Source organism: Dactylosporangium sp. NPDC051485 (assembly GCF_040682015.1).
Classification (GTDB): Bacteria; Actinomycetota; Actinomycetes; order Mycobacteriales; family Micromonosporaceae; genus Dactylosporangium.
On record NZ_JBFAZW010000027.1, the window covers coordinates 52,734 to 78,788 of the forward strand.

General features: G+C 72.2%; 23 protein-coding genes. 9 read left to right on the top strand and 14 right to left on the bottom strand.

All coding sequences use genetic code 11. From position 1 onward, the window contains the following. Positions 1 to 7 precede the first annotated feature (7 nt). Complete coding sequence (locus AB0M46_RS17860; protein WP_363337186.1) at positions 8 to 865, top strand: siderophore-interacting protein; 858 nt, start codon at positions 8 to 10, stop codon at positions 863 to 865. Between the two features lie 18 nt (positions 866 to 883). On the opposite strand, the gene AB0M46_RS17865 is transcribed toward AB0M46_RS17860, so the two are convergent. Together AB0M46_RS17865 and AB0M46_RS17870 are read right to left on the bottom strand one after the other, a co-directional pair. Continuing rightward, a complete protein-coding gene (locus tag AB0M46_RS17865) occupies positions 884 to 1,537 on the bottom strand; it encodes an SIMPL domain-containing protein (RefSeq protein ID WP_363337188.1) in 654 nt (217 codons plus the stop codon). A 182-nt stretch (positions 1,538 to 1,719) separates the two neighbouring features. Then, positions 1,720 to 2,298: a DUF1707 domain-containing protein gene (locus AB0M46_RS17870; protein ID WP_363337255.1), complete on the bottom strand. Its 579-nt coding sequence runs from the start codon at positions 2,296 to 2,298 to the stop codon at positions 1,720 to 1,722. Positions 2,299 to 2,627: 329 nt separating this feature from the next. Here AB0M46_RS17870 and AB0M46_RS17875 point away from each other — a divergent pair, with 329 nt between their 5' ends. The 3 genes from AB0M46_RS17875 (at position 2,628) to AB0M46_RS17885 (ending at position 5,410) form a co-directional block, all read left to right on the top strand. Further along, positions 2,628 to 3,902: a DivIVA domain-containing protein gene (locus AB0M46_RS17875; RefSeq protein ID WP_363337190.1), complete on the top strand. Its 1,275-nt coding sequence runs from the start codon at positions 2,628 to 2,630 to the stop codon at positions 3,900 to 3,902. A 177-nt stretch (positions 3,903 to 4,079) separates the two neighbouring features. Continuing rightward, positions 4,080 to 4,970, top strand: a complete 891-nt coding sequence (locus AB0M46_RS17880; RefSeq protein WP_363337257.1) for a ParA family protein — start codon at positions 4,080 to 4,082, stop codon at positions 4,968 to 4,970. Positions 4,971 to 4,972: 2 nt separating this feature from the next. Beyond that, positions 4,973 to 5,410: a hypothetical protein gene (locus AB0M46_RS17885; RefSeq protein ID WP_363337192.1), complete on the top strand. Its 438-nt coding sequence runs from the start codon at positions 4,973 to 4,975 to the stop codon at positions 5,408 to 5,410. 78 nt (positions 5,411 to 5,488) lie between these two features. On the opposite strand, the gene AB0M46_RS17890 is transcribed toward AB0M46_RS17885, so the two are convergent. From AB0M46_RS17890 to AB0M46_RS17915, 6 genes are all read right to left on the bottom strand, one after another. Further along, on the bottom strand, positions 5,489 to 7,465 hold the full coding sequence (locus AB0M46_RS17890) for a DUF262 domain-containing protein (RefSeq protein WP_363337194.1): 1,977 nt from the start codon (positions 7,463 to 7,465) through the stop codon (positions 5,489 to 5,491). Between the two features lie 119 nt (positions 7,466 to 7,584). Then, complete coding sequence (locus tag AB0M46_RS17895; protein ID WP_363337196.1) at positions 7,585 to 9,762, bottom strand: FtsX-like permease family protein; 2,178 nt, start codon at positions 9,760 to 9,762, stop codon at positions 7,585 to 7,587. Continuing rightward, on the bottom strand, positions 9,759 to 10,445 hold the full coding sequence (locus AB0M46_RS17900; protein WP_363337198.1) for an ABC transporter ATP-binding protein: 687 nt from the start codon (positions 10,443 to 10,445) through the stop codon (positions 9,759 to 9,761). The genes AB0M46_RS17895 and AB0M46_RS17900 overlap by 4 nt, the downstream gene beginning before the upstream one ends. Continuing rightward, positions 10,442 to 10,966: a PadR family transcriptional regulator gene (locus tag AB0M46_RS17905; RefSeq protein ID WP_363337200.1), complete on the bottom strand. Its 525-nt coding sequence runs from the start codon at positions 10,964 to 10,966 to the stop codon at positions 10,442 to 10,444. The genes AB0M46_RS17900 and AB0M46_RS17905 overlap by 4 nt, the downstream gene beginning before the upstream one ends. A gap of 72 nt (positions 10,967 to 11,038) precedes the next feature. Further along, positions 11,039 to 11,848 carry an SAM-dependent methyltransferase gene (locus AB0M46_RS17910; RefSeq protein ID WP_363337202.1) on the bottom strand — a complete coding sequence of 270 codons (810 nt, stop codon included), beginning with the start codon at positions 11,846 to 11,848 and terminating at the stop codon, positions 11,039 to 11,041. A 282-nt stretch (positions 11,849 to 12,130) separates the two neighbouring features. Beyond that, a complete protein-coding gene (locus AB0M46_RS17915; RefSeq protein WP_363337204.1) occupies positions 12,131 to 12,940 on the bottom strand; it encodes a glutathione S-transferase C-terminal domain-containing protein in 810 nt (269 codons plus the stop codon). Positions 12,941 to 13,055: 115 nt separating this feature from the next. On the opposite strand from AB0M46_RS17915, the gene otsB reads away from it, so the two are divergent. After that, positions 13,056 to 13,883, top strand: a complete 828-nt coding sequence (gene otsB / locus AB0M46_RS17920; RefSeq protein ID WP_363337206.1) for a trehalose-phosphatase — start codon at positions 13,056 to 13,058, stop codon at positions 13,881 to 13,883. A 79-nt stretch (positions 13,884 to 13,962) separates the two neighbouring features. On the opposite strand, the gene AB0M46_RS17925 is transcribed toward otsB, so the two are convergent. The 3 genes from AB0M46_RS17925 to AB0M46_RS17935 all read right to left on the bottom strand — a co-directional run bounded on the left by AB0M46_RS17925 (position 13,963) and on the right by AB0M46_RS17935 (position 19,114). Next, on the bottom strand, positions 13,963 to 15,273 hold the full coding sequence (locus tag AB0M46_RS17925; protein ID WP_363337208.1) for an EAL domain-containing protein: 1,311 nt from the start codon (positions 15,271 to 15,273) through the stop codon (positions 13,963 to 13,965). Between the two features lie 224 nt (positions 15,274 to 15,497). Then, on the bottom strand, positions 15,498 to 17,918 hold the full coding sequence (locus tag AB0M46_RS17930) for a penicillin acylase family protein (protein WP_363337210.1): 2,421 nt from the start codon (positions 17,916 to 17,918) through the stop codon (positions 15,498 to 15,500). Positions 17,919 to 17,974: 56 nt separating this feature from the next. Beyond that, positions 17,975 to 19,114 carry a type III PLP-dependent enzyme gene (locus AB0M46_RS17935; RefSeq protein ID WP_363337212.1) on the bottom strand — a complete coding sequence of 380 codons (1,140 nt, stop codon included), beginning with the start codon at positions 19,112 to 19,114 and terminating at the stop codon, positions 17,975 to 17,977. Positions 19,115 to 19,328: 214 nt separating this feature from the next. Between AB0M46_RS17935 and AB0M46_RS17940 the strand changes: the two genes are divergently transcribed. Then, positions 19,329 to 19,877 (top strand): hypothetical protein, encoded by a 549-nt coding sequence (locus AB0M46_RS17940; protein WP_363337214.1) that lies wholly within the window; start codon positions 19,329 to 19,331, stop codon positions 19,875 to 19,877. A 7-nt stretch (positions 19,878 to 19,884) separates the two neighbouring features. On the opposite strand, the gene AB0M46_RS17945 is transcribed toward AB0M46_RS17940, so the two are convergent. Genes AB0M46_RS17945 through AB0M46_RS17955 form a run of 3 tightly spaced genes read right to left on the bottom strand, consistent with a single transcriptional unit; the run spans position 19,885 to position 22,728 of the window. Next, a complete protein-coding gene (locus AB0M46_RS17945; protein WP_363337216.1) occupies positions 19,885 to 20,499 on the bottom strand; it encodes a GNAT family N-acetyltransferase in 615 nt (204 codons plus the stop codon). A gap of 29 nt (positions 20,500 to 20,528) precedes the next feature. Continuing rightward, the gene (locus AB0M46_RS17950) at positions 20,529 to 22,055 is read right to left on the bottom strand and encodes an APC family permease (protein ID WP_363337218.1); all 1,527 of its coding nucleotides are present in this window, start codon (positions 22,053 to 22,055) and stop codon (positions 20,529 to 20,531) included. Between the two features lie 34 nt (positions 22,056 to 22,089). Beyond that, a complete protein-coding gene (locus AB0M46_RS17955; protein ID WP_363337220.1) occupies positions 22,090 to 22,728 on the bottom strand; it encodes a GPP34 family phosphoprotein in 639 nt (212 codons plus the stop codon). 173 nt (positions 22,729 to 22,901) lie between these two features. On the opposite strand from AB0M46_RS17955, the gene AB0M46_RS17960 reads away from it, so the two are divergent. The 3 genes from AB0M46_RS17960 to AB0M46_RS17970 all read left to right on the top strand — a co-directional run bounded on the left by AB0M46_RS17960 (position 22,902) and on the right by AB0M46_RS17970 (position 26,054). Further along, entirely contained in the window at positions 22,902 to 23,750 is an 849-nt protein-coding gene (locus AB0M46_RS17960; protein WP_363337222.1) for a helix-turn-helix transcriptional regulator, read from the top strand. A gap of 38 nt (positions 23,751 to 23,788) precedes the next feature. Then, entirely contained in the window at positions 23,789 to 24,001 is a 213-nt protein-coding gene (locus tag AB0M46_RS17965; protein ID WP_363337223.1) for a DUF397 domain-containing protein, read from the top strand. 736 nt (positions 24,002 to 24,737) lie between these two features. After that, on the top strand, positions 24,738 to 26,054 hold the full coding sequence (locus AB0M46_RS17970) for a condensation domain-containing protein (RefSeq protein WP_363337225.1): 1,317 nt from the start codon (positions 24,738 to 24,740) through the stop codon (positions 26,052 to 26,054). The last annotated feature ends 1 nt before the right edge of the window (position 26,055 follow it).

Here is a 26,055-nt window from a genome sequence, read left to right on the forward strand (position 1 = left end):
TGATCCCGTGTCCGTCCAACCGACGGGGCCGTCGCAGCAGCGGCCCGCACCGCAGACCCACACCGGCCGCGTCGAGCGGGTCGAGCGGCTCACGCCGAACCTGCACCGCGTGGTCCTCGGCGGCCCCGGGCTCGACCGGTTTGCCCCCGGCGAGCACACCGACCACTACGTCAAGCTGCTGTTCCCGCGGCCCGGTGTGCAGTACCCGCAGCCGTTCGACCCCGCCGCGGTGCGGGCCGCGTTCCCGCGCGAGCAGTGGCCGGTGACCCGGACGTACACGGTGCGCGCCTGGGACCCGGGGGCGCGGGAGCTCACCCTCGACTTCGTCCTGCACGGCGACTCCGGCCTGGCCGCCCAGTGGGCGGTGCGCGCCCGGCCCGGCGACGAGCTGCACTTCGGCGGGCCGGGCGGCGCGTACTCCCCCGACCCGGGCGCCGCCTGGCACCTGCTGGCCGGCGACGAGACCGCGCTGCCCGCCATCGCCGCCGCCCTGCCCCGGGTGCCGGCGGGCGCGCCCTGCGTGGCGCTCGTCGAGCTGGGTGATCCCGCCGATCGGCAGGACGTCCCGGGGATCACGTGGTTGTACCGCGGCGAAGGCCCCGTCGGCTCCGCGCTCGTCCCCGCGGTCCTGGCCCACCCGTTCGCGGCCGGCGAGGACCCGGCCAAGGGCCACGCGTTCGTGCACGGCGAGGCGACGTTCGTCAAGGAGCTGCGCCGCTACCTGCGGGTCGAGCGGGGCATGCCGCGCGAGCGGATGTCGATCTCGGGGTACTGGCGGCTCGGCCACGACGAGGACGGCTGGCAGGCCTCCAAGCGGGCCTGGAACGCCCAGATCGAGGCCGAGCAGGATCCCGCCTTCTCCTGAGATGGGCTCCGGCGCGGGCTACAGCGCCGTCGGGCTGGTGATCGTGAACCGGGCCTCCACGGCGGCGTAGACGCGCTGCAACTGCGGGTCGAGCTCCAGCTCCGGGCCGCCGCCGAAGGACTTGCCCCGCGGCGCCCCGTAGGCCTGGTAGGTCGCCACCGCCTCCACCCGGCCGCCCAGGCCCGGGTCGGCCAGCTCGACGAGCTCGACCACCTCGGCGCCGAGGGCCGCCGCGTACTCGCGCGCCCGGGCGATGGCGTCGGCCACCGCGGCCCGGCGGGACTCGGCGTGCACCGGGCTGTCCGGGCGCAGGGACCAGTCCGGGCCGTTCACGCGCGTCTGGTCCTGGGCGGCGGCGGCCAGCATCATCTCGCCCAGCGCGGCGAAGTCCGTCACGACAACCGTCGTCGAAACGCTGCCGTGGTACGCCGAGACGCGCTCCCCCCGCTTCCCGGCCTCCGGATAGACGTGCAGCCCGCCGGTCTCCCGGCGCTCGATCGCGCCCGCATACTCGGGGCGCTCCAGCAGCTTGCGCAGGGCGTCGGCCCGCTCGCGCAGCCGGGTGAGGGTCGTGGCCCGATCCTTGTCCCGGGCCGTGCTGACCACCGTGAACTGCGCCAGCTCGGGCTCGACCTCGCGCACCGACTCTCCGCGCACCGCGACCGTCGTCATGGCAGGAGAGCCTAGTCTTCCCGCGGACATGGTGGGACCGGCCCGGGTGGCCGCCCCACCGCCGGGGTCAGTGTCGCGCGGCTTGACCCGCGGCGGGCCGTCGGGCGCCTGGCCCCAGCTCCAGCGGGCCACCACGGTTGCGGCTGGACCTCGGGTCCCCGGGCTCGCCCGGCTCGCGGCGGCTAAGCCTCGGGGGCGCGGCGCTTGCGGCGGCGGCGCTCGACCGTGACGCCGCCCCAGAAGGCGAAGCCGGTGACGACGATCCGCGGGGCACCGTGGCGGCCCGGGCCCGCCGCGTCGTGGCCGAACCCGCCCATCAGGCCCATGCCCGTCACGTGCACCTCGGCGTCCTCGGGGACGATGACGTTCACCCCGCCCATGACCGCGAAGGCGCGGATCTTCACCTCGCCGTGCAGCATGCGCGCCTCGCGCAGGTCGATCGTGCCGCCGCCCCAGAAGGCCAGGCAGCTGAAGATGCGCGGCGGGATCCACGGGCCGCGGCGGGTGAAGCCGCTCATCACCGCGACCGCTCGGCCGGCGGCCGGCACCTCGCCGGGGCGGGGCGGCAGGCCGTCCAGCGGCATCGGGGCCGACCGCGCCGCGGGCAGGTCGCGGGTGATGGGCTCCAGTTCGCCGTAGGTGCGGGCGGCGTACACCCGGTGCAGTCGCTCGTCGACCTCGTCCAGGTCGAGCCGTCCCTCGGCGGCGGCGGCGCGCAGGACCTCGGCCACGCGCTCGCGGTCGGCGTCCGAGGCGCGCATCTGCCGAGGGTCCATCGGCTCGGGGAGTTCGGCCATGGCGACAGCGTAGGGCGCCGAGCCGGCGGCCGTGGACCGGCACCGGCGACGAACGGACCCCCGGCGACGCATCCAGATAAAGAAGCGCGACGCCTCCGGACGAGCCGGCACGACACGTCCGGAAAAATCCGGAAAAAACGGGCTTGCCGCGTATCCTGCCGAAGCGACCGAATTGCAAAACCGGAGACTTGCGCTAGGGCCTCGGTTGCGTTTTGGATGTCCTGGCGGACCGCATGCCACCGTCCGTGAGCGTCGGCGTTACGAGCTTCCCGATCGTATGGAGGAGTCCACCCATGACCCACGGCGGGGATCTGTTAACGCAGCGCGACGACACCGGCACGCGCCCGAGCTTCACGCAGCAGGTGCGCGGCTACGACAAGCGCCAGGTCGACCAGTACCTCAACCAGGTCGACCGGCAGATCAACAACCTCACCGCCGAGCGCAAGCGCGCCGCCGGGCAGGCCCAGGACCTGACCAACCAGGTCCAGGAGCTCACGGCGCAGCTCAAGCAGCTGCAGGCCGAGCTCGTCGAGGTGCGCCAGCGGCCGGCCCGCGTGGACCGGGCCTCGTTCCGCCACCTCGGGCCGATGGTCGACCAGATCCTCGCGCTGGCCGAGAAGCAGGCCGGCGTCATCATCGACAACACCGAGCAGAAGGCGGCTGAGCACCAGGCCGCGGCCGAGAAGGCGCTCGCCGAGGCCAAGGAGCGGGCCGAGAAGCTCATCGCCGACGGCGAGGCCGCGAACGAGCGCGCCGAGGCCGAGGCCAAGCGGGTCAACGAGCAGAGCATCGAGCGCATGGAGAAGACCCGGGCCGAGGCCGCGGCGCTCGCCGAGGCGGCCCGCCAGCAGGTGCTGCAGGAGGTCAAGAACGGCCGGGCCCAGGCCCAGCAGGAGCTGGCGCAGTGGAAGGCCACCGCGCAGCGCGAGATCGAGGAGCTCAAGGCCGCCTGCGACCGGGAGCTGAGCGAGCAGCGGGCCACCACCGAGCGGGACCTGACCCAGCAGCGCCAGGCCGCCGACCAGAAGAACGCGGCCCTGCACGCCGACGCGCAGAAGTACGCCGCCGACGTGCGCAAGCGCGCCGACGAGGAGAACAACCGGCACCAGCAGCAGCTCGCCGTGGTACAGCAGGACATCCAGGCCCGGCAGAAGGCCCTCACCCAGCTGCACACCGAGCTGGAGGCGACCCAGACGCAGCTCGGCGAGGCCCGCCGCGAGTCCACGACGCTCGGCCGCGAGGTCAACCAGCTCCAGCAGCGCCTGGCCGACACCAAGCAGAGCCTGGCCAGCGAGCTGACCCGCCTCGAGCACGCCCGCCAGGCCGCCGACTCGGCCGAGCGGCACGCCAAGGAGGTCCGCGCCCGCGTCCAGCGTGAGGCGAAGCGGGTCGCCGACCTGGCCGCCGCGGCGGTCATGGCGGCGGCCGCGGGCGGGGCCGACACGGGCGAGTACCCGAAGGTCTCGGTGCGCCAGCTGCCCGAGACCCTGCCGACCCAGCCGGACAGCTCCAGCGCCGCCGACGCCGACCAGCGCCCGGTGCGCCGCGAGGACTCCGAGCAGGCCTGATCGGTCGAGCCCGAAGGCAAACGCGCCCCGCAACTACCCGGAATGCATCCGTTGACCGGGTTGCGGGGCGCCGCCGTTCGGTCCCGATGATGCCGTCCCCGGGCCGGTGCCGGGAAGGCGCAGATTGCTCTAGCGTCCTGCGTGGTGTCCGACCGCGGAGGTGAGCGCTTGAAGATCGTGGCCGTCGTCAACAACAAGGGCGGGGTCGGCAAGACCACCGTCACCGCCAACCTCGGCGCCGGCCTGGCCGCCCGCGGCCTGAACGTCCTGCTGATCGACCTGGACGCGCAGGCGAGCCTCACCAAGTCGTTCTTCACCGTCCAGGAGACGCAGGACTTCGTGCTGGCCAAGCGCACGATCGGCGCCTGGCTGCAGAGTAACGACCGGGGCCGGGCCCAGACGCTGGCCGACCTCATCCTGTCTCCGCAGCGCTGCAACGCCCTGCTCAGGAGCACCGGCGGGCGGCTCGACCTGGTGCCCTCCGACCCGTTCATCGTCAATGCCGAGGTCCTCGTGCCGGGCGCGGTCGACCAGACCGGCCACATCAAGGCCGCGAAGTTCGTGCCGCTGCACCGCCGCCTCGCCGACGACCTGACCGACCCGGCCTTCTCCAAGTACGACGTGATCCTGGTCGACTGCGCCCCCGCCTTCGCGCTGACCACGAAGATGGCGTCGGTGGCCAGCGACATGATGGTCATGCCGGCCCGGGCCGACTTCCTGTCCACCGAGGCGATCCAGGACATGGGGCGCCGGCTGCTGGACCTGACGAAGGAGTACAACAAGCACCAGGGCGAGCCGCCGATGCTGATGCCGCGGGTGAAGGTGCTCTTCACGATGGTGCAGATGCGCGGCAACCAGCCGATCGAGGTGCAGGCCCAATTCATCAACGAGGTGACCGCGCTGGGCGTGAAGGTCTTCGGCACCCTCGTGCGGGACCGCAGCAGCGCCTACGCCGCCTCCGGCCGCCACGGCGTGCCCACCATCCTCGCCACCGGCGTGCCGCCCGAGATCCGCGGCGACCTGCACGGCTGCGTCGACGAGCTGCTCCAGACCCTCGAGAGGTTGTGACCGTGACCCAATCCCCGCAGCTGGCCGCGCTCGCCCTGAACGAGATCGGCAAGCTCCTCGGCAGGCTCACCGAGGACCAGCTCGCCGCCCTGGCCGACGGCCGCGCGCACGTCGAGTTCCGCAACGGCGACGAGGTCGTCGCCGCTGGCCGCGCCCCGGCCAGGCCGCCCCGGGCCGCGGCCAAGGAGCCGGTCGACCTCGACGCGATCGTCGCCGGCATCAAGGCGCTGACCGAGGAGGACGCGGTCGAGCGGTATCTCATCGACCGTGACCGCGACCTCCCCCTGCCGCTGCTGCGCGAGCTGGCCGACCGGATCGGCCCGCCGGTGACGTCGAAGGGCGCCAAGTCGAAGGCCCAGCTGCGCAAGAACATCGCCGCCGGCACCGCGGGCCTGCTCAACCGCCCGGCCTCGGCCTTCGGCGCCGGCTGGGACCGCTAGCCTGCCCCTCCCGGCCGGCAGCTGCTCAACCGCCCGGCCTCGATCTGCGGCGCCGGCTGGGACGCTGGCCCGGTCCCTTCAGTCCGTGCTTCCGGCCGGCAGCGGGATCCGCTCGCCGGCCCACGGCTTGTCCGCCACGGCCGGCATCCGCCCGGGCGCCTGCATCACCGCCAGCTCCCGGTCGATGATGTCGAGCCACTCCTGGGCGGTCCCCGACACCACGAACGGCCCGATCGGCACCTCGATCGCGTCCTCCACGACCTGCACGGGCACCTGCTCGTCGCTGATCCGCACGTCCCCGTCCTGGCCGCGGGTGGCCGCGGTGACCGCCGCCACGAAGTCGTCCATGTCGGTCGACCCGGACCACGCCACCCCGGCCCCGGACGCATGGAAGACGAGCGTCCCGGGGATCCAGGCGCTGCCGTACAGCACCATCGTCAGCTTGTACCCGTCGCTGTTCGCCGCCGGCGCGCTCGGCAGCTGGTCGAGCCAGTCCGGCCGGAACGAGGCGAGCAGCTGCGTCATCGCCTCGGCCAGCAGCCGCCGCCGCTCGGCCAGGAAGCGCGGGAACGCCTCCGCGGCCCGGAGTTCCTCGGCCATCGGGATGAGGTGCTCGGCCAGCCGATCCCGGTTGACCGTGGGAAAGTAGTCGACCGGCGAGCGGTCGCTGATCTTCAGGTTCGCCTTACGGGAGATGAACGCCAGGTTCGCGAGGTCGTTGATCTCGCCCTTGTCGTAGCGCTCCAGCGTGGCCACCGGATGCACGTGGTGGTACTGCAGCTGGTAGTCCTGCTCCCCGGGCATGATCTCGGTCGAGTACCACCAGTCCCGCACCCGCCGGTGCTGGGCCACGAGCAGGCTCAGGAAGAAGTAGGGGCTCTCCTTGGAGCGCCCGGCGATCGAGTCGGGGGTGATGGCCGGCACCGCCTGCAGCACGCCCAGGTTGCGCAGCAGGCCCCGGACCGGCTCCGGCTTGCGCACCGCCTGGATGTCCCGGGTCAGGTTGGTGTCGGAGGAGGTCGAGTAGCGGGCGCGGACGGTCGCGATGAGCAGCCAGTAGAGCAGCGCCTTGTTCGTCTGCTCGTCGACCGGCTCGTCGGGCCGTTCGCCGAGCAGCACGACGAGCGGGATGAGCACCGTGAGCGAGGGAAGCGACTCCGACCGGTACAGGCGAAGGTCCGCCTTCAACAGGTGCACCAGCGGCTTGAGGCCGCGCCGCACGACCTCCCAGGCGCGGGCCAGGTCGGGCTCGGCGACCTTGCTCAGGTCGTTGACGGACCAGGAGGACATGCCGCCGCCGAACAGCGCGGCGGCGAAGGCGCGGGTCAGGAAGTCCACGTCGAGGTCGCCGTAGCCGGCGTGGCGCCAGTGGGCGGCCTCCTTCTGGAGCTTGTCGAGCACGCCCGGCCACCGCGCCGACAGGGTCGACATGGCCAGGTCGGACCGGCTCAGCGGGCGGCCCGCGCTGTTGACCCGCACGAAGATCTCGGAGACGTCGTGGTAGTCGCAGTCGCGGAGGATCTCGACGTGGAACGTGCGCCGCTCCAGCGCCCGCACCGCGGAGAGCCGGCGCTCGATCTCCAGGTCCGGCAGCTGGCACCCGGCCGAGCGCAGCCGGCCGATCATCGAGATGAGCGACTCCTCGCCCCGCAGCAGGGAGTACACCTTGATCCAGTTCGGATCGGCCTCGGTGACCGCGCTCTGGTTCTGGAAGCGCCCCTTCTCGACGTGGAAGACGATCTGGGCGTCCGGGTGGTCGGTGAAGACCCGGTGCAGCGAGGTGAGGCGCTGCTGGCCGTCGAGGAGGTACAGCGGCGGCTTGAAGGGTTTCTCGACCGCGCCGGCGACCGCCATCGCCCGGGTCACCGGCTCCTCGTCCGACTGCCAGAAGAGCAGCGAGCCGAAGGGGAATCCGCGGTACAGCGAGTCGACCAGCTTGGCGACCTGGGTCGGCCGCCACACGTAGCTGCGCTGCAGCTCGGGCAGGCGGATCTCGGTGTGCGTGACCTGGCGGATGAGCTCGCCGACCTGCAGGGTGGCCTGGTCGATGTGCATCCGCCCATCGTGGCCGGGGCGCGGCGGGCACGGTAGCGCCCGGACGCGCGCCCCGGCATCGACGGTTCGGCGTGGAAGCGGGACCCTCGGTCATTGCATTCCGGGTCAGTCGTTGCGGGTCAGTCGTTGCGGGCGGCCTCCGGGCCGGTGATGCGCTCCAGCAGCGGCAGGGTCGAGCCGATGATGCCCAGCGACAGGAGCAGGCCCAAGGCGGCCATGGCGTAGAAGGTCCAGCCCGGCGGGGTCAGCGTGTAGTCCATCTGGGCGCGCAGGAACAGCTGGGCCGCGGCGAACCCGACGCCGGTGGCCAGCACGGCGACGGCCAGCAGCGGCACCGCGCTCTCCAGCGCCACCACCTGGCGCAGGGCGCGCAGCGGCACCCCTGTCAGCCGCAACAGGCTGAACGGGCGCTTGCGCTCGGCAAGCCCCGCCGCCACCGCCACCGCCAGGCTGCAGCCGGCGATCGGCAGGCTGAACAGCATGATGACGTTGGCCAGCTGCTGGAACATGTTCAGCTGGGTGCGCGAGTCGCTGCTGAAGTCGACGTCGGTGCCCGGCATGACCCCGTCGGGATAGGCCAGTTCCACCGTCGTCCGGGCCCGCTCGTGGGCCGCCGTCGAGCCGTCCAGGCCGATGATCAGCATGCCGATCGGGAAGGCGTCGAGGTCCGCCGCGCGCAACGCGGTCGCGGGCCAGACGGTCGCGGACCCGGCGCTGGTGCGGTCGTGGCTGTAGCCGATCAGGTTGGCGTAGACGCTGGCGACCTCGGCGCCGGGGGCGCACGTGCCGTACTGCGGGATCCGCGCCAGATCGGCGCACGCGATGACGCTGCCCAGCTCATCGGGGACAGGCTCGGGGTTGAAGCGCAGCGGCTGGACGAAGGTCACCCCGGGGATGGCGCGCAGCCGGTCCTTCAGCTCGTCCGGAACCTTGCCGCCGCCGGTCCTGAAGTCGAACTGCTCCATCATCGTGACGGCGGCGAGCGAGTTGTAGCGCACCGACCGCTCCTGCACGATGGTCCCGATCACGCCGGTGGCCACGCTGACCACGAAGAGCCCCAGCACGACGCCGCTGATCGCGCGGAACGCGGCCCGGGGGTTGTCGGCCAGGCGGCGGGCGGCGACGAGTGTGGGCAGCCGGCGGGCGCGGCGGGCCATGAACCGGGCGCCGACCATGGTGATCCACGGGCCGGCGAACACCAGCCCGGCCATGATCAGCAGGAACCCCGGCAGGAATGCCGCCGTCTGCCCGTTGGAGGTCTGGGGCCGGCGACCCACGAAGTACGCCAGCTCCAGCAGCCCCAGGATCACCGGGAGCAGCCGCCAGGCGCTCGGCGGCTTCGGGGTGACCTGGCGGGCCACGCCGAGCGGCGAGATGCGCACCCGGCGCATCGCCAAGCGGGCCGCGATGGCGGCGGCCAGCGGCACGCAGACGGCGACGAGTACGCCGCCGAGCCAGCCCGGCGAGATGTCCTCCGGGAACGGGCGCTGGGCGGTGATCATCGGAGACTGTGCCATCGCCGAGCGCAGCGGCAGGAACAGCGCGAAGCCGAGCAGCGTGCCGATGACCGCGGCCGCCGTGGACTCGACCGCGGCGAGCGCGCTGACCTGCCGCGGGGTGGCGCCGACCAACCGCATGGCCGCGAAGCGCTGTTCTCTTCGGGTGGCGTTGAGCCTGGTCGCGGTACCGATGAAGATCAGGACGGGAAACAGCAGGCCGCCGGCCACGACCGAGAGCACCAGGTCGAGGGCGGCCTCCGGCTTGCCGCGGCCCGCGGTGGACAGCGAGGTGACCTTCCGCTCGCCGTAGATCCCGCCCACCTCGCCCGCGGTGCGCCCGACCACGACGACGAGCGAGTCCGGCGAGGCCAGCGCCGCGTCGCCGATCAGCCCGGCCTGGTGGCCCGGGAAGCGCACGGCGAGCTGGTCGGCCGGGTTCGCGGCGATGAGGTCGCGCAGGGCCGGGGAGACGAAGTACTCCCCCGGGACGGGCAGCCGCGGCAGCCCGGGCGCGGTGGGCGTGCGGGGGCCCGTCGCGCCGACGTCGATGCGCTCGATGCCGCGGCCGTCGAAGGTGTCGTACCGGTGCACCCACACGACGGGATCGGCGGACCCCACGATGGCGGGCGACGGGTTCATCCACCCGATCCGGTCGAACTGGGCGTTGAGCGCGCGGACCCCGCCCACGGTGCACAGCAGCAGCCCGACGCCGAGGGTCACGGCGAACACGAGGACCACGAACCGCACGAGCGCGTCCCGCCCAGCGGCCACGGCGAGGCGCAGGCCGAACGGAATCACGAGCCACTCCGCTCGCCGGCGAGCGCGTGCACCGTGCCGTCGCGCACGACGACCTCCCGGTCGGCGTACATGGCGACCCGCGGCTCGTGCGTGACCAGCACGATGGTGGTCCCCTGCTCGCGGGCGGCGGCGACCATGAGGTCCATGACCTGCTCGCCGGTGAGCGAGTCGAGCGACCCGGTCGGCTCGTCGGTGAAGAGCACCCGGGGCCGGTTGATCATGCCGCGGGCCAGCGCGACCCGCTGGGCCTGCCCGCCGGACAGCTCCCCGGAGCGGCGGCCCCGCGTGCCCTCCAGTCCGAGCCGCTCCAGCCAGGTGCAGGCCTGGCGCAGCGCACCGGCCCGCCGGATGCCGCCGAGCAGCAGCGGCAGGGCCACGTTCTCCTCGACCGTGAGCTCGGGAACGAGCTGGCCGAACTGGAACACGAATCCGAACTGCTGCCGGCGCAGGGTGCTGCGCCCCTGCTCGTCGAGCGTGTCGATGCGCCGCCCGTCGAAGCGGATCTCGCCCTTCTCGGGCGCGAGGATGCCGGCCAGGCAGTGCAGCAGGGTCGACTTGCCGGAGCCGCTCGGCCCCATGATGGCGACGATCTCGCCCGGCCCGGCCTCGAAGGACGCGCCGCGCAGGGCCGGGGTGGCGCCGAAGGACAGCACGGCGTCGCGGGCCTCGATGAGGGCGCTCATCGCCGCACCAGCCCGGTGAGGTGGCCCAGCCGCGCGACGGTCAGCTCGATCCAGCGCAGGTCGGCCTCGAGGTGGAACAACCCGTGGTCGGCGAGCATCGCCTCGATGAGGTCGTCGCCCTTCTTGATCTCGTGCAGCTCGCGCATCCGCTTGAGGTGCGCGGCGCGTTGCATGTCGAGGTACTCCCGCGCCGGGCGGTCCAGCATGAGCGAGAGCATCACCTTGGAGAACAGCACGGTCTGCAGGTGCGGCTCGGGCTCGACGGGCTGGGTGAGCCAGGCGTCGACCTCGGTCGCGCCGAGCTCGGTGATGACGTAGCGCTTCCGGTCGGGCCCGTCGCCGGCCTCGACCTCGCTGATCACGACCTTGCCGTCGCGGGCCAGGCGGCCGAGCGTGGAGTACACCTGGCCGAAGGGCAGTGGACGGCCGCGGCCGAAGAAGGTGTCGTAATCGCGCTTGAGGTCGTAGCCGTGGCTGGGCTCGCGCTCGAGCAGGCCGAGCAGAGTCAGAGGAACGCTCATGCCGGCCACCATACACCGGGGATATACACTCGGTATATATTCCCGGGGATTACGCCCGGGGTCCCGTTCCAGTCAGTCGATCCGGGCCACGATCCCGTGGCAGGCGACGTCTTCGGCCGCCGGGCGCGGCCCGGGAACGTCGTCGGCGCGCCAGTGCGCGACGGAGACCATCCCCGGCGGCACCGGCGAGTAGCGGGACAGCAGCTCGGCGAAGCGCGCCCCCGTGCGCGGCTGGAACCGCCCGTCCCGGTTGTTCGCGATCAGCGCCGCGATCGCCTCCGCCGGCAGGTACTCCCAGGTGGCGTGGGAGGCGACGACGAAGCTGCCGGGCGCGAGGGCGCCCGCGAGCGCATGGATGATCGCCTGCGGGTCCTCGTCCTCGCGGATGAAGTGCAGCACGGCGACGAGCAGCAGGCCGACGGGCTTGGAGAGGTCGAGCGTGGCCCGCAGGTCCGGGTGCTCCAGGACCGAGCGGGGTTCGCGCACGTCGGCGTCGAGGTACACGTTCACGCCGCCCGGCGCGCTGGCCAGCAGGGCGCGGGAGCGGGTGGGGACGATCGGGTCGTTGTCGACGTACACGACGCGCGTGGCCGGGTCGACGGACTGCGCGACCTCGTGGGTATTGTTCGGGGCCGGGATGCCGGTGCCGATGTCGAGGAACTGCCGGACGCCCTGCTCGGCCAGATACCGCACGGCCCGGGCCATGAACGCGCGGTTCTCCACGGCCATGAGCTTCACGCCCGGCATGGCGAACGCGATGGCGTCGCCTGAGGCCCGATCGGCGGCGAAGTGGTCGTCCCCGCCGAGCCAGTAGTTGTACCGCCGGGCGGGGTGGGCCACGGTGGTGTCGAGCCGGGCGAACACGTCGTCGGAGGCGTCCATCAACCGCCCATCGTAGCCATCGGCGGCGGCGATTGCCTGACCCCGCGGCTGGCACCCCGGTGTGCGTGAGGGTGGCGGCCAGCCGCTTCAACGAGCAGTTCGTGGACACGACCCGGAAGGGCCGCGGGCGTGCACCGCGGCAGCTCCGGCGGCCGGCTCGCGGCCGCCGGAGAGCACCGGGCTGCGCCTACCCGCCGGCCGCAGCCGGGAACGGGCGGCTGGGGATCTCGCGGCGCAGCACCGGGGCGAAGGCCGGCTGGAAGAGCGTGATGGCCAGGAACTTCACCGCGTCACCGGCGCGCTCCAGTCGGGGAGGTCGGCGCCGGCCGAGGTGAAGGTGGCGAAGTCGGTGGTGTCGCGGAACGCGGGGATGGCGTAGAGGTCGCGCGCGTAGGCCCACAGGTTGGGGTGCTCGGCGACCTCGTGCCCGGAGCGGACCAGCGTCACGAAGAGCCGGACGTCGGCCTCCGTCACGGCGTCGCCGAGCAGGTAGCGCCGCTCCCCCAGCCGCTGGTCCAGCTCGACCAGCGCCGCCTTGCGCGCGGCCGGGTCGCGCCCCTGGTTGACCGCCGGCCCGAGCCAGGCGTCGAGCCGCTCGATCTCCTCCCGGTGCTCCTCCGGATAGGTCTCGACGACCGGCTCGGCCAGGTGCCGGAAGCGCGTGGCCAGGTCGATGCCGATCAGTTTGAAGTCGTTGCTGAGCACGCGGCCGGCGTCGCGGTCCCACAGGGTCGGCACGCTGATGTGGCCGTCGAACCCGGGCTCGGTCGCCTCGTACGCCTCCCGCAGCAGCGCGAAGCCGTTGACCGGGTCAGGGCCGTAGCGCTCCCGGAACGCCCAGCCCCGGCCGTCGCGTTCGTTGTCGATGTACGACACGGAGACGACGTCCTGCAGGCCGGCCAGGGCCCGGGTGATCGTCACCCGCTGCGACCACGGGCAGAACCAGCCGGCGTAGATGTGGTAGCGCCCGGCCTCGGCGCTGTCGGGCACCCGCCCGGCGAAGCGGTACAGCGGCCGCGGGTCGTCGGGCCGCTGAGGCACCCGGTACTCGCCGTGGGCGGCGATGTCGACCGGACTGGCAAGTCGAGACATGCGACTAATCCTATCGGACAAGTATTATTTTCGGGAAGCCTGGCAAGCTCCGCGGCTGTGCGCCGCGTCACCACGTCATAGGTAGCATCCGTGGCCGTCCGGTAGCCTTCGGTACATGGTGCTGAGAAGCCCCGACACGGCGGCAGGGGCGGCCGGGCTGGCCGCGATCCTCGACCGGCCGCAGGAGGCGTCCCTCGCGTTCGACTTCGACGGCGTGCTCTCGCCGATCGTGGCCGACCCGGGGCTGTCCCGGCCCTACCCGGGGGTCATCGCCGCGCTCGGGCACCTCGCCGAGCTGGTCGGATCGATCTCGATCATCACCGGCCGGCCGGTCGCCGATGTGCTGCGCCTGGGCAACCTCGGCGGGCTGGCCGCGCTGGAGCACTTCTCGATCTTCGGGCTCTACGGCATGCAGCGCTGGGACTGCGGCAGCCAGTCGGTGGTCTCCGAGCCGGCCCCGCCCGGGGTGGCGGCGGCCCGGGCCGAGCTGCCGGGCCTGCTGGAGCGGGCCGGGCTCCCCGGAGTGACGATCGAGGACAAGACGATGTCGGTGGCGGTGCACACCCGCCGGGCCGACGAGCCGCAGCGGGCCTTCGAGGCGCTGCGCGAGCCGCTGGCGGAGCTGGCCGGCCGGCACGGGCTGGCGCTGGAGCCGGGGCGGATGGTCCTCGAGCTGCGCCCGCCGGGCGTCGACAAGGGCCACGCGCTGCAGGCGATCGCCGAGCGGCATCGGGTCCGGGCGGTCGCCTACTTCGGCGACGACCTCGGCGACCTGGCCGCCTTCGACGCCGTCGAGCGGCTACGGGAGGCCGGCGTCGCGGGACTCAAGGTCTGCAGCGGCTCGGACGAGGTGCCCCGGCTCGCCGAGCGGGCCGACCTCATCGTGGACGGCCCGCCGGGCGTGCTGGAGTTCGTCGAGGGGCTCAGCGAGCGTCTCAAGTAGACAGAGGTGCCCCGGCCCGCCGGGCGTGCTGGAGTTCCTCGAGGGTCTCAGCGAGCGTCTCAAGGAGACACCCGCCCCGTCAGCGGGGCAGCTGCTGCAGGACGATGCGCGCGATGGAGGCGACCAGCGCGCGGTCCTCGGTGTGGGCGAAGGCGACCGACTCGAGGCTGCCGCGCCCGCACACCGCCGCCGCATACCGCGGTGCGATGACCACCGCCGCGCACTCCTCGACCTCGGCGCCCGGACCGGCGGCGAAGCGCACGCCCGGGGCGACCGCCGCCGGGTGCAGCGGCGCGACCAGGCCGACAAACGCGGCCCGATCGGCGAGCCCGCGCAGCGCCGGCAGCCACGACCGCGCGGTCTCGGCGTCGGTGCAGGACGCCAGCACCACCGCGCCGGCGCCGTGGTCCTGCTGGGCCCGGCGCAGCAGGTGCTCCATGTGGGCGGCGAACGCCTCGGCGGTGCCCTGACGCGCCTTGCCCCGGGCCGCGGCGGCCTCGAACGGCGTGCCGGAGGGCAGGTGCAGCCCGGGCCGGGACGGGCGCAGCAGCGACGCCGAGGCCAGGTCGGCCGTGTCGGCGAGGCCGGCCTCCTCGAAGGGCGCGAGCGGGGCCGGGCCGCCGAAGAGCAGCCCCTGCCCCCAGTTGGCGCCAAGCGCGCGGGCGTTGGCCAGGTCGTCCTCGGTCTCGATGCCCTCGGCGACGATGAGCGCGCCGGTCCGCTCGGCCACCGCGTGCACCGCGGCGACCACCTCGACGGTCCGGGGCGAGTGCGGGGCCCGCAGCAGCTGCAGGTCGAGCTTGACCACCTCGGGTTCCAGCAGCGGCAGGAAGGCCAGCGACATCGGGTCGGCGCCGACGTCGTCGAGGGCCAGGCCGTGGCCGTGCGACTGGATCGCGGCGGCCAGCTGCAGCAGCGCGGCGGGGCGGGCGGACAGGGACCGCTCGGTGTACTCCACCACGATCCGGAAGGGCGGGTTGCTCGTCATGAGCTCCAGCAGCCGGGCCGACGGCGGCTGGTCGACGACGGCCGGCTCGGCGTTGACGAATACCAGCGGCGGCGGCGCGGCGGCGGCCCGGGCCAGCTCCAGCGCCCGCTCGGCGCAGAGCGTGTCGAGCTCGGCCAGGCGCCCGGCGGCGACGGCCGCGGCGAAGAGCGGCCGCGGGTGCCACAGCCGGCTGCCGGCCGGCCCGCGGGCCAGCGCCTCCACGCCGACCGGCCGCAGCGAGTGCAGCTCGACGATCGGCTGGAACAGCGGCTCGATCGCCCGCTCGGCGAGCACCCGCTCGATCGACCAGTCGTCGTGCTCGCCCCCACCCGTCAGGGCGGCGAGCGCGGGCGCCTCGACGGTGGCCGTGCGGCGGGACCGGGGGGCGAGCGTGCGGCTCACCCGGGAGAAACGGGAGCGGAAGGAGGATGGGCGCAGCGGCACGGGTGCTGGGACGGACACGGAGGGTGAGGACGCGCTCGCTGCCATCGGAAGCATTGGCTGGTCCTTGGCCTGCATGCCAACCTCCCGGTGCGACACCGCCGTGTGCCCGCTCCCGCAACCCTAGACCCTGACCGCCCGGCTAACCAGCCGAGCAGGTCAGGGCCCACAGTGCGAGACATCGATCAAGCGGTGGCGGCGACCAGCTCCACCGACTGGGTGTCGGCCGAGACGGCCGAGTCCGAGTATCGGCAGTCGCGCAGCTTCTTCTGGGAGTACAGCTGCGTCTGGTCGCTGTAGTGCGACGAGGCCGGGTCGGCGGACTCGCTGAGGGTGAGGATGCACTTGGCCGACGGCCCGCTCGAGGTGTAGGCCAGGGTCAGCAGGAAGCTGGTCCCGTAGTTGACCACGTAGCCCTTGTCGGTGAGGTCGCTGCCGCCGGCGAACGTGCCCGGGTCGATGAACGGCTCGAGCGAGGAGCCCGGCACCGGCTCGTACTGCGCCATGTTGGCGATGCCGATGTTCTCCGTCGAGCCCGGCACCGGGATCTTCTGGCCGTTCTTGATCGTGTACTGCACCTGGGACAGCGGCACGTTGAGCGCCAGCCCGACGGCCCGCATCCGCAGGATGGCCCGGGCCAGCCCGTCGAGGATCGCGTCCGGCGACGCCGGCCCGCCGCGCGGGGTGCGGGCCGGGTCGGTGGCGCTGAACGGCGTACCGAAGAGAGGCCCGTCGGCGTCCAGCGCGCCCGGATTCTGGGCCACGACCGCGCCGACCGTCTCCCGCCACAGCACCGCGCCCCGGCTGGCGAGCTCGAACTGCTTGTCCCAGTTGGCCAGTGCGGTGCAACCGGGGCTGACGTCGACCGGCGTGCCGTCGACGACCACGGGCGTGGCGCCGCGGGCCCGGCAGGCGGCGACCGTGTAGGCGGCCAGCTGCGCGGCCGTGTACGTGTCGCCGGACAGGATCGTGGCGCCCAGGCCGGCGAGGTCGAACTTGGCCTGGCTGGCGATGAGCTTGAAGTTCTGCCGGGTGCGCACGGTCAGCGGCGCGCCCTCGGGGCCCTGCAGCGGCGAGAACCCGGTCAGGAACTGGTTGGCGTTGGGCACCCAGTGGCTGTCGTTGGAGTTGAGCACGTAGTCGCGGCGCTGCAGCTGCGGCTGCTGGGCGAAGGGGATCAGGCCCGGCGAGCGGGCGCCCGGCGCGACGACCCAGGCGTTGGCGCTGTTGCTGCCGTCGAGCAGGCCGAGCGGGTTGCTGCCCCACTCCTCGAGGGCCGACGCCGAGAGGTTGGCCGTGGGCGAGGAGTCGAGGTAGAGCGCATTGCCGGCCGAGTCGGTGGCCATCGTGTTGACCCACGGGATGCCCTGGTCGCGGCCGATCGAGGCCTTGAGCCCGTTGACGTCGGTGGCGCGGGCCATGTTCCACCAGACCCGGGTCAGCCGGTCGTTGTCGATGTTGGCGTCGCGGTAGCTGATCGCGCTGACCGTGTTCCAGCCCAGCGACGGGTCGAGCGCCCCGAGGTCCAGCACCGGGCCGTACCGCGTGGACCACATGGTGCGGGTGACGTTCTGCAGCGAGCCGTTGGGCTGCTTGACCTTCACCGTGGCCGTCTTGCCGGTCATCGCCTCGCTGCGCCCGTCGACGATGTACCGCGTCGGCGAGGACGGGTCGAGGGTCATCGCGTAGAACGTGTAGCGCTGGCCGGCGGCGATGGTGTGCGTCCAGGCCACCTTGTCGGTGAAGCCGATCTGCACGCCGGGCAGGCCGCCGAGGCTGGCGCCGTAGACGTTGACGTTGCCGGGCACGGTCAGCTGGGACTCCCAGAAGCGCAGCTCGCCCTCCCACGGGAAGTGCGGGTTGCCCACGAGCATGCCCTTGCCGGTCTGCGACTTGTCGGCGCCCAGCGCCCAGCCGTTGCTGGACAGCTTCTTGTCCTGGTTGATCAGCTGTCGCGCGCCCTCGCGGACCAGCGACGGGGCGATCGCCGGCGCCGGCGCCGAGGAGGTCAGTGCCGTGGGCGGGGTGGCCGCGGCGATCGGGGCGAGCAGCGCGCCGCCGCTGCCCAGCAGGGCGATGTCGCGCTCGTACGCCAGCAGGTCCACGTTGGTGATCGGCCCGACCCACGGCTGCCCGGCGCACCAGCCCGGCACGCGGGCGGCGCCCCTGGTGGCCAGGAAGGCGTTGTAGCCGCGCACGTAGCCGTTGACGATCGACAGCTCCTCGGGCGAGAGCTGCGCGAGCTGGGTGCGGGCGCGGTCGACGACGCCGAGCGAGGCGTAGGCGAAGTCGGTGGCGAGGTTGGCGCCGTCCGGCCCGGGGCCGAACCAGCGGGACCGCTCGCCGCGCACCTTCACGATCTGGTCGGCGAGGTCGCAGAAGCGGTCCTCGGCGTAGGCCCAGGCCTGGCCGAAGGCGACGCTGCCGACGCTGCTGGCGGTGATGTGCGGCACCCCGTAGGAGGTGCGCTTGATGACGGCGGAGTATCCACCGGACGCGACCGCGGCGGCTGCCGCGGCGGCCGGCCCGGCCGTGGCGAGGACGGCGGCGGGGACTACGAGCGCCGCGACGGTGAGCGCATGAACGACCCGGCGGGTTCGGGACACAGTTCCTCCGTTAGTCGGACCGAGAAAGCACGAAGGAGATCAGGAAACTGAGCGTATCAACCACAGTACGCAGCGTCATCACTGGTTTCAATGGCCACACCAGTCACACAGCGAACAACCGGCACATCAAAACCATTGAACCCAGACGCATACACCGTGGTGTATGCACCGGTGCAGTCGAGGTACACCTCGTCGCCGGCGCGCAGGTCGGCCGACAACTCGACGTCGAACATGATCGTGTCCTGGCTGTCGCACGTCGGCCCGGTCAGGTGGAACCGGTCGCGGGTCGCGCCGCCCCGCGAGTCGGAGACGGGAAACCGCAGCTGGTTGCCGGTCTCCAGGCTCTCCATGAGCCCGTTGAAGGCCCCCACGTCCAGGTGCGCCCAGCGCCGGCCGCCCCGCTCGGCAGTGCCGATCACGGTCGCCCGCAGCCGCCCGGCCTCGGCCACGACCGCCCGCCCGGGCTCACAGACGGCGGCCACGCGATACGGCAGATCCGCCAGCCCGGCGCCGATCGTGGCCCAGTAGTCGGCCAGCGGCGGCGTCTTTGCGGTGTACCGCGCGGGAAACCCACCGCCGAGGTTCACCATGTGCAAAAACACATCTTCGGCCGCCAATTTGTACATCAAGGTCCCCACGGCCCGCAGCGGCGCCCGCCAGGCGTGCGGCAGCAGCATCTGCGACCCGACGTGGAAGGCGGCGCCGTAGGGCACCAGCCCGCGCTCGCGGGCGGCCAGCATGAGCGCCACCGCGGCGTCGACGCCGACGCCGAACTTGCCCTCGCTCGGCACGCCGCTGCGGATCTGGTGCGCCGCCAGCCGCACGAGGACGGCCGCCCCCGGCGCGGCCGCGGCCAGCTTGTCCAGCTCACCCTCGGAGTCGAAGGCGAAGCGCCACACCCCGGCCGCGAACTGCCGGGCGATGTGCGCGGCCGGCTTGACCGGGTTGCTCGACAGCACCAGCGCCGGGTCGGCCCCGATCGCCACCAGGGCGTCGAGCTCGGCGGCGGAGGCGATCTCGAAGCGGCAGCCGAGCGCGTGCAGCAGCGCCAGGATCTCCGGGTGGGGGTTGCACTTCATCGCGAAGTGCACATCGACACCTGGCAACGCGGTGGCCAACGCACGGTAACTCGCGGCCACTTTGTCCAGGTCAATGACGAGTTCGGGGGCCGGCGGGAAGCCGTACAGGCGGTCCATGGACCCTCCCGAGATCGCAAATGGCGACGGATTGGAGTCACCATATTGCACTCGGTGACTCTTGGACTACTCTCAATACACAAACGATCGAAAGTAGCTGATCGACTACTCACCGTTGATCCACTGCTCCAAGTTGACCTTCCCATCGACGCGGCGACTTCCCCCAACCGCCGCAAGCACGTGTGCCTGGCCGACGGCGATCGGAGTGCTGGACATGAATGTCAAGATTGTCGATCAAGTGGATGGCGAGCAGCGCGAAGAGGCGTGGACGCTCTACTCGGAGGCATTCGCCGAGCTCAACGCGCTGGCCGTGCAGCGCCACCTGATGTACCGCCACGAGTTCGACGACGTCATGGGCGACCCGCGGATCTCGAAGTACCTCTGCCTGGACGACGACGACACGGTCCGCGGCATGTCGATCTACACCAACCACCTCGACGCGGTGCCGCTGATCTCTCCGCCGTACTTCGAACGCCGCTGGCCGCACCACTACGCCGAGCAGCGGATCTGGTACTGCGGCTTCGTCGCCACCCAGGCCGACGCCCGGGCCGCCGCCGCCTTCGGCGAGCTCGTGACGGCCATGTACCTGACGGCGGCGGCGCAGAACGGCCTCATCGCGCTGGACTTCTGCAACCGCACCGACGACGTCCGGCACATGGCCCGCGTGGTGCGGCTGATGCTGCACCGCCTGTCCGGCGACGTGAAGGCGCAGCGCATCGACGAGCAGCAGTACTGGCTCTACGAGTTCCCCACCGCCGCCTAGAAGTCTTCTACACCAACGGCTCCCGCCACATCGGCCACACCGGCGGGCCGTCGGGCAGCAGCACCGGCGGCCGGCTCACGTAGCCGTGGCGCAGGTACAGCTCCCGGTTGTCCGGGTCGTTGGCCTCCAGGTACGCGGGCAGGGCGGCGCGGTCCAGCCGGGCGTGGTGGCGCGCCAGCAGGGAGCTGCCGATGCCGAGGTTCTGCCGGTCGGGCCGCACCGCGATGAACGCCAGATAGTGGTGCGGCACGAGCGGGTGCTCGGCCTCGAGGGCCGCGTCGAGGTGGCTGATGCGGTCGAACGCGGGGCCGGCCACCTCCTTCAGCCGGCTGTCGTAGTCGACCGGCGGCGGGATCGCCTGGGTGAGCGGGAACCACAGCGCCACCCCGGAGAGCTTGCCGTCGATCGGGTCGACGCTCGCGTACACCTCGCCGAAGCGCACCGCGTGCTCGGCGAAGATGGCGAAGTACGCCGGGTTGGACTCGCGGCGCAGCGCCGCGTCGGGCATCAGCCAGCGCGCGACGGCGCCGTCGCCCATCGCCGCCGCCAGCACCTCGGTGATCTCCTCGGTGGCGACCGGGTCGATGTCGCGAACGACAACGTCCTGAATGGCGTGCGTCATGACCATCCTCTCCGGGAAAGCGGGTGCGGCTAGGCCGCGTGGTGGGCGACGTCGGCGGTCACCCGGTGCGGGCGCGCCGGGCGGCCGAAGACGTTCTCCGGCACCACGAAGCCCTCGGTGCCGCGGCCGATGCCGGCGTAGGCCTCCGGCCGGGCGCCGCGCATGATCGCGGCCCACCCGATGCCGAAGGTCGCGCAGACCGCGTAGATGGTCGGGAAGAGCCAGTTGAACGGCGAGTCCGCCGGCACCTGCAGCAGTTGCCCGAGCCCGATCACGGTCGCCGCGAGCACGATGCTGAGCAGCAGGAACGCGAGCATCGGGGCGATGCGGGAGCGCCAGACGTTCTCCCGGCGCCGGTTGCGCAGGAAGAAGCCGATCACCGCGGCCGACGTGGCCCACATCAGGATCAGCACGCCGAGGCCGCCGACGACCGTCATCCACGCGAACAGGTGGACCAGCGGGTCGGTGTGCGTCACGACGTACACGATGAGCACGCCCAGCGCGAGGACGCTCTGGGTCAGCGAGCCCGCGATCGGCGCCCCGGTGCGCGGGTGCGCGACGCCGTAGATCCGCGGCAGCACGCGCTCACGGCCGAGGGCGAACTGGTAGCGGGTCACCGACGTGTGGAAGGCCAGCATCGCGGCGAACACGCTGGTCAGGAACAGGATGTACCCGATGTTGACCAACGCCTCCGGCACGTACACCGCCACGAGGTTGAACACCAGGTCGGTCTGGTCGGACTTGGCCCGCCCGACGATGTCGCCGGCGTTGACCGACATCGCCCAGGCCGAGACCCCGCACAGCAGGCCGGGCAGGAGCACCGCCCAGTGGGTGGCCCGTCCGATGGTCTTCTTCGGGTCCTTCGCCTCCTCCGACAGCACGACCGTGGCCTCGAAGCCGACGAAGCCCGCGATCGCCAGCACCAGCATCGCGACCACCTCGGGGGTGGCCAGCTGCTGCGGGTTGAGCGGCCCGAAGTCGGCCTTGCCGCCGTGCGGGTGGGCGAGCATCACGACGTCGTAGATGAGCACGATAGCGATCTCGACGGTGAGCAGGACCGCGAGCACCTTGCCGCTGAGGTCGACCCACAGCACGCCGAGGATCGCCACGAGGAACCAGCCCACGAGCGCGCACACGAACCAGCTGACCTTCACCCCGCTGGCCGCGAGGATGCCCTTCGCCACGACGCCGAAGAGGCCGAGCAGGCCGATCTGCATGGCGGCGTACGCGGGCAGTGCGATGAACGCCGCGGCCACCCCGATCATGCGGCCCAGCCCGTGGCTGATGTAGCTGTAGAAGGCCCCCGAGTTGACGATGTGCCGGCTCATGGCCACGAACCCGACCGTGAACAGCGACAGGATGAGGGCGGCGACGAAGTACACCAGGGGAACGGCGGTGTTGCCGACGACGGCGTAGATCGTCGAGATCGAGCCGAGAATCACCGTCAGCGGCGCGGCTCCGGCCACGCCGAAGAACACCACCGACGGCACGCCGAGCCGGTTGTTGGCCAGCCCGCGGGCGACGATGTCGGGCCCGGTCATGGTGGAACGCGCCATGGTTCGTTTAACTCCTCAGGCAGCGGGGGGGTGTTCACCGGCGGCCGGCGGCCAGGGCGGACCCGACGGCGGCCTCGGTGTACTGCACGAGCTGGACCAGGTCGTCGGGCAGCGAGCTCATGAGCCCGGGCATGGCCTGCATGCAGTCGCGCTGCTGCTGCGGGCTGAAGAAGACGTACTTCGTCAGGCCGGTGGCCACGACCAGCGCCACGAGCACGCGGTCCGACAGGTTCATCGACCGGCGCCGGCCGAGCGCCTCGGCGAGCCGGATCGACTCCCAGGCCGCGGCATTGCGCTGGTCGGGGCTGACCGGCATGTACAGCGTCTGGGCCCCGAGCAGCTTGCGCTTGGTCACCGGCTCGACCACGCCGGCCCGCAGCAGCCGCTCGCCGACCTGGTCCGCCACGTCCTGCGCGAGGTAGGCGAGCCACGTGCGGATCTCTTTGTGCTGCGGCTGGGCGACGAGCAGGTCGAGCAGGGTGTGCGCGAGCGAGTCGCCGGGCGGCTCGTGGCTGACGACGTACAGGTCGCCCGTCATCGCCCGGAGCCGGCCGAACAGCATCAGCTCGCCCAGGAGGCCCGCCGCCAGGCCGAGCCCGGTCGCCCTCGGGTGCAGGCGGGACCGGCCCGTCCGGTCATCGTGCGCAATAAGGTAATAGCTGTTGGCCAGCATGAAGTCACACTCCTCGGCACTTGGCGAAAGGAGATCATGAATGAGTGGGGGTTCATCCTCGATGTCCCCAGCATCATGTACCAAGCACTGCGCGTAGTGCAACGAGTACTAGACTCGGAGTATCAGTCAACGCCGAATTGTTTACGATCACCGGAGCACCGCAGGAGGTAACGGTGGCTGTCGACGAGGGGCCGACACTGCGCCGCCGCCGGCTGGCCGCGGAGTTGAAGAAGTGCCGGGAAGAGGCGGGTTTCACCCAGGAGTACGTCTCGCGGCATTTCGAATGGCACTCGGCCAAGGTCACCCGCATCGAGAATGCGCGCGTCCCGGTCACGCCCCGGGACGTGAACGATCTTCTGACGCTGTACCGCGTGGCGGACAGCGACTACCGCGACGCCCTGATGACCCTGGCCCGGCTGGCCCGCCAGCGGGGCTGGTGGACGGACTACAAGGACGTCATGCGGCCGGGGAACTTCGTGGGCATGGAGGCCGACGCCTCCTCGGCCAAGGTCTGGGAGCCGATCGTGCTGCCCGGCCTGCTGCAGAGCGAGCGGTACATGCGCGCGCTCATGGGCAGCGGCCGCAGCAACGATCCCCCGGCCGCCATCGAACGCCGCGTCGAGCTGCGAAAGACCAGGCAGCGGCGGCTGAGCGGACCGGCGCCGCTGCGGCTGTGGGCGATCGTCGACGAGTCGGTGGTCCGCCGGCACGTCGGCGGCGTCGAGGTCATGCGCGACCAGTGGCGCCGCCTGATCGAGGCCACCGGACGGCCCAACGTGACGCTGCAGATCCTGCCGCTGGACGCCGGCGAACATGCGTTCCTCGGCGGTTCGGTCGCGCTGCTGGAGTTCCCGGACGTCGCCCACTTGGACGTCGTGTACCTCGAAGGGCTTGCCGGGGACTACTACGAAGAGCAGCCTGCAGAGGTCAGGCGTTACCGGGTCGACTTCGAACGCCTCAGCACGCGCGCACTCAGCCAGGACGCGTCGATCGGCATGATCAAGCGCCTGCTCGACGAGTGACTGGCCGGGGAGTCCCGCCAGGAAGGGAGGTGCCATGTATGGAGACGACGTTTCAACACGCCGCCTGGCGTAAGAGCAGCCGCAGCAACGGTAACGGCGGCAGCAACTGTGTAGAAGTCGCGTTCGCCGGCCGGAGAATCGGCGTCCGCGACAGCAAGAATCCCCTTGGGCCGGTCCTGCAATTTACGCCCACGGATTGGGAATCGTTTGTGGACGGCGCCAAGCACGGCCGCTTCGATCCCGCCCACTAAACGATTTTCTGTATCACCGGCGGCGCTGCCGACGCCGCCCGTGAATTGTGCAGGGGCACGCGATCGTGCCACCTTTCGAACCGTTGACGCTTGACGGCGCGTTGCGGAGGGCCGATGCGCACAGCATCGGCCCTCCACAATGGGACGCGTCGATGCTATTGCTTGATCCCGCGGAAGCACAGCACGCCGTTTTGCAGCATCTGCGATTTCTACCCAACCCCCCACGTCAGGACCCCTTCAGCACCACTCCTATGTCCGAAAAATCCGGACACCTGGCTGATCCAACCCGCCCGCCGGCCCTTGCGCCCGCCGACCCTCGCGCGCGCCAAACCTTGCGCGCGCCGAGCCTTGCGCGCGCCGAGCCTTGCGCGCGCCGAGCCGGCGACGTCGCCGGCCGGCAACGCCCGACACCAGCGAGCCCTGCCGACAGCGGCGCCGACCGGCAACACCCGACATGCCGGACGCTCGCACGCCGCGGCATATCGGATTCATACCCCGGCAGGCGGAATAGCCGGTATGCCGATTGCGGCGCCGGGATGCAGGATGCGCACAGACCCCGCGTCCTCCGTCACGCCGAGCAGGCGCCCCGCGTCAAGGCCGCGCCCCGCGAGGAAGCCCGCCCACGGAAGCCGCCCCGCGCGGAAGGGCACGCCACCCGGGCGAAATGGGTGGCGGGCCGGTATATGGCGCCCGGGCGGGCGTCGACAACCATCCATCGATCCGCGAGACTCACGGCGTGGAGTCCGAGCTCGTGTTCGCCGGGGTCCGGGCGGGTACCGGCCCCGCGACCTGGGGTCAAAGTGCGATCTGGGACGTCGTGCGGCGCCTCGGCGACGACGCGGCGCGGTACAACGTCTCCGGCGGCCTGCCGCTCGACCCCCCGCTGCCCATGGACCGGGTCGCCGACATCATCCGGGTGCTGCTGCGGCGCCACGACTCGCTCCGGACCCGGCTCGCGGACGGGGAGGACTGTCTCCGGCAGGTCATGCACGCCGAAGGGGCGGTGCCCGTGCACGCCCGCGAGTGCGCGCCGGCCGACGTGATCGACACGGCGTACGCCTTCTACCACGAGCTGCAGGGCATGGCGTTCGACGCCGAGCGCGAGCTGCCCGTCCGGGTCGGGGTGGTGGTGGCCGAGGGGCGGGTCGGGTACCTCATCCTCTCCCTCTCCCACACCGCCACCGACGGCTGGGGCCTGCGCAACCTCCTCGCCGAGTGCGCCACCCTGTGCGCGGGGGGAGCACTGCCGGAGGAGGAGCTGCTGCAGCCGCTCGAGGAGGCGGCGTTGCAGCAGTCCGACAAGGGGCGGCGGCAGGACGCGAACGCGCGGCGGTCGTGGGTGGACAAGCTCACGCGCGGGCCCGAGAGCCAGTTCCCCGAGCGGGCCGGGCGGCCCGCCGCCGACGTGTTCCCCAACGCGGTGCTCAACTCGCCCGCGCTCGCGCTGGCCCTCGACCGGGTGGCCATCGGGCTGGCGGTGAGCCCCAGCGCGGTGCTGCTCGCCGCCGCGGCCGCCGCGGCCGCGCGGCTCGGCGGGGCGCCCGACGCGGTGTTCCAGGTGGTGGTGAACAACCGGTTCCGGCCCGGGATGGCGGGGGCGGTGAACACGATCGCGCAGGAGGGGCTGTTGCACCTGCCGGGCACGGCCGGGGACTTCGCGGGGCTGGTCCGGCGGACCTTCGGGGCGGCGCTGTCGGCGCAGCGGCACGCGTACTACGACAAGCTGGCGCTGGATCGCGACATCGCCCAGCTGCGCGCCGCCTGCGACCACTCGTGCTTCGTCAACGACACGCGCGGGCTCATGCCGATCCCCGGCTACGCCACGCCCGCCGACGAGCCGCTGCACCGGGCCCGGGCGCGCACCACGCTGACCTGGCCGGTGGAGCACGCGCCCCGGCGCAACACCACCTTCGCCCTCGACGCCCAGGACGCGCCCGGCAGCCTGGAGCTCGCGATGACCGCCGACGCCGCCGTGCTGCCCCGCGACGACATGGAGCGGTTCCTGTACGGCATCGAGGACCTCGTCGTCGGCGAGGCCATCAAACTTTCTTGAG